This window comes from Bifidobacterium jacchi, assembly GCF_009078285.1.
Classification (GTDB): Bacteria; Actinomycetota; Actinomycetes; order Actinomycetales; family Bifidobacteriaceae; genus Bifidobacterium; species Bifidobacterium jacchi.
On sequence record NZ_RQSP01000084.1, the window covers coordinates 1 to 2,839 of the forward strand.

Here is a 2,839-nt window from a genome sequence, read left to right on the forward strand (position 1 = left end):
CCACAACGGCCGGAAGAGCACATCGCATCCCTGATACGTACGTGCGATGCACACAATGGTTTCGATGGGATGGCTCGGACCGCCCGCCTCGGTCGGATTCGTCGCCAGCTCCCCTTGGCAGGCGGAGCTGACATCACTCAACCAGCTGCGAGACTGGCCTACGGCGGGCGACCAATCTGTCACGCGGCGTCAAAAACGACGTTTTTCGCGTCGCGTGACAGACCGACTTGTCACGCGACGACATTTTGGACGTTTTTCACGCCGCGTGACACGAGCGAACATGCACACTCAACCGAGCCAGTTCAAGAAACATTGGAATTCCGCCATTCTGCAATCACGTGACTCAGCGATGGACGCGCGCAACTCGCTGCGTCCTGTCACACGACGCAAAAAACGACTATTTCGATGCCGCGTGACAGATCGATAGCAGATTGATGACGACCCGACTTGTCACGCGACGACGTTTTGGACGTTTTTTGCGTCGCGTGACAATCCACAGGCGACCATCCACTGGCGTCCACGGGCGTATCATCCCCGACCATTGATGTGGCCTGGTTGTTGTTCCGTGTCTCACCTCGTTGATGGGAAACTAGTGCCCTGCGGCAGAAACGCGTTGACGAATTCGTGACCCCTCAGTCCCACTTCGCGGGCCAGCTCGATCCAGCAATCGCGGACGCGCTTCGCGCGCATCCTGTTGGCTCGTCTGTCGGCTCGCACGTTGCCTACAAACAGCTCTGCTGTTTGCCTAACGGCAACGTCCTGACAAGGGGAGCCAACAACATAATCAACGAATTTCTGACGCAGGACGCTAGGAACATGAATCGAAGGACACGTTATACGGAGGAGTTACGCGAAGGCGCTCAGGCTTCTGGAGGAGTCGCGCGCGAATCATTCGTCGAAGACAAGGGCCGTGGCCTCGGTCGCGCAGAGTCTGGGCATCGCGTCCGAGATGTTGCGCAGGTGGAGGAACAAGGCCGACCGGACGGACGACGCGCGGCCGGCGGCCAGCGCGGAGGACCATGCACGATCTGCGTCGAACCGACACGCGCATGGTCATATCAGCGAGCGGGACGTCAATGCTACACAACGGATGCGGACACATGCCGTCTGCAATGACGCCAGACACCCATGCAGACGTTGGATAGTGATCTCGGAGCTCTCGACACGATGGCCGAACGGGCCGAACGGGACAAGCGGGTGTACAAGCTCATGAGCAAGCACATAGCCAAAACTGGCAAAAACTGGAGAAATGTCAAAGCCCCAAGCCTCAGAAAAGTGGCTTCGAGCATCCCAGAGCACATCCCAGAGCGCACCAGAATCGTTGAAACACCGCCGAAATAACGAAATGATCTATGGAGCGGACGACGGGAATCGAACCCGCGTAATCAGTTTGGAAGACTGAGGCTCTACCATTGAGCTACGTCCGCGTGCCGCCGTTTGACGACTTGAGTCATTATACACACTTCCCGGAATCCGTCAAATCACACACTGTGGCCGAATCCGCATTACGCAACCGAAACCGAGCGTGACCGCACGCGTGAGATCACCCCGACACAGTCATCCCAACAAAGCGAACCAACACAAGCACCACAGTCGAACCGGCGCAATCACCCCAACACAGTAACCAGCACAACCGCATCGGCACAGCCGAACCACTCGCCCAGCCACGCAAGCAATCCACACAACCGCACCGACGCAACCGCACCGTGAGCCGCGCGAATCAGCGGGATTCGATGAGGACGACGGCGCTGGCGATGCCGCCGTCGTGGCTCAGCGAAATGTGAATGACGGGAACAAGGGCATCTGCAACGTGACGATCGGCACCCGCCGAATCCGCCACGCCGACAACCGCATGACCAGACGCAGGCACGCCGGCACCCGCAACCGCAACGTCGGCACCAGCAACGCCACCGCCGATACCCGCGAAACCAGTACCCGCACCACCGGCACCACCAATGTCAGCACCACCAATGCCAGCACTGCCAATGTCGGCACCCGGAGCCGCAACGCCCGCGCCCGCAACCGCAACGCCAGCGCCCGCAGCCGCAAAACCGGCACCACCGAAATCAGCGCGGAACGCGCGATCGGCATCCCCTGTCAACACCACGTGCGGCACGCCGCGCGCATCATCGAGAATCTCGACCGACGCCCATGGGAAATCGTCGATGCCGAACGGGTAGGAACGCTCCCCCAGCGCGGCGCACCACGCCTTGAGCAGCGCCTCCTTGCCGGCCCACTTGGCTGCCAGATGCGTCTGCTCGCCATCATGATGAAGCTCGGCACGCAATGCCGACTGCCGCAGTTCACGGGCGGAGAACAGCGCACGCATGCGCGTGCCGGGCTGAGCCAGCTGCTGCGCGAAGGCGGCGATGTCGGCCACATCATGCCCTATTCCGAGTATCATCGCCGCCTCCTGCCGTACCGTATGCTTCACCAACCAGTATGCCGCTTCGCAATCGCCGCAATCGCCGCCGCGAATCAGGCATCGTAGTACCCTGCGTCAATAATTCGTCGACGAATTCACCACCCCTCAGGCCCACTTCGTGGTCCAGCTCGGTCCTGCAATTATGGACGCGCTGCGCGCGCAGTCTGCCGGCTCGCCGGTCGGCTCACACAGCACCTACAAACAGCACCGCTGTTTGCTATACGGTGCTGTCCTGCAATTATGGACGCGCTGCGCGCGCGGTTCGCCGGCTCGCCGGTCGGCTCGCACAGCACCTACAAACAGCTCCGCTGTTTGCTTCACGGTGCTGTCAAGGGGAGCCGGCAGATAATCAACGAACCACCGCAGCCGCAGCAGCCGTCAACCGCAGCCGCAACAGCCGCAACCGCCAATCGT

The 2,839-nt window shown here is 60.8% G+C and carries 1 protein-coding gene and 1 tRNA gene; both read right to left on the reverse strand.

Annotated features, from left to right (window positions below):
- Positions 1–1,353: 1,353 nt before the first annotated feature.
- Positions 1,354–1,427, reverse strand: a tRNA-Gly gene (locus tag EHS19_RS10375).
- A 293-nt stretch (positions 1,428–1,720) separates the two neighbouring features.
- On the reverse strand, positions 1,721–2,404 hold the full coding sequence (locus EHS19_RS11805) for a holo-ACP synthase (RefSeq protein WP_151917686.1): 684 nt from the start codon (positions 2,402–2,404) through the stop codon (positions 1,721–1,723).
- Between the last annotated feature and the right edge of the window lie 435 nt (positions 2,405–2,839).

Bases quoted from the DNA above. Each gene is read 5' to 3' on its own strand.
- EHS19_RS11805 (WP_151917686.1), bottom strand. From the start codon at position 2,404: ATGATACTCGGAATAGGGCATGATGTGGCCGACATCGCCGCCTTCGCG.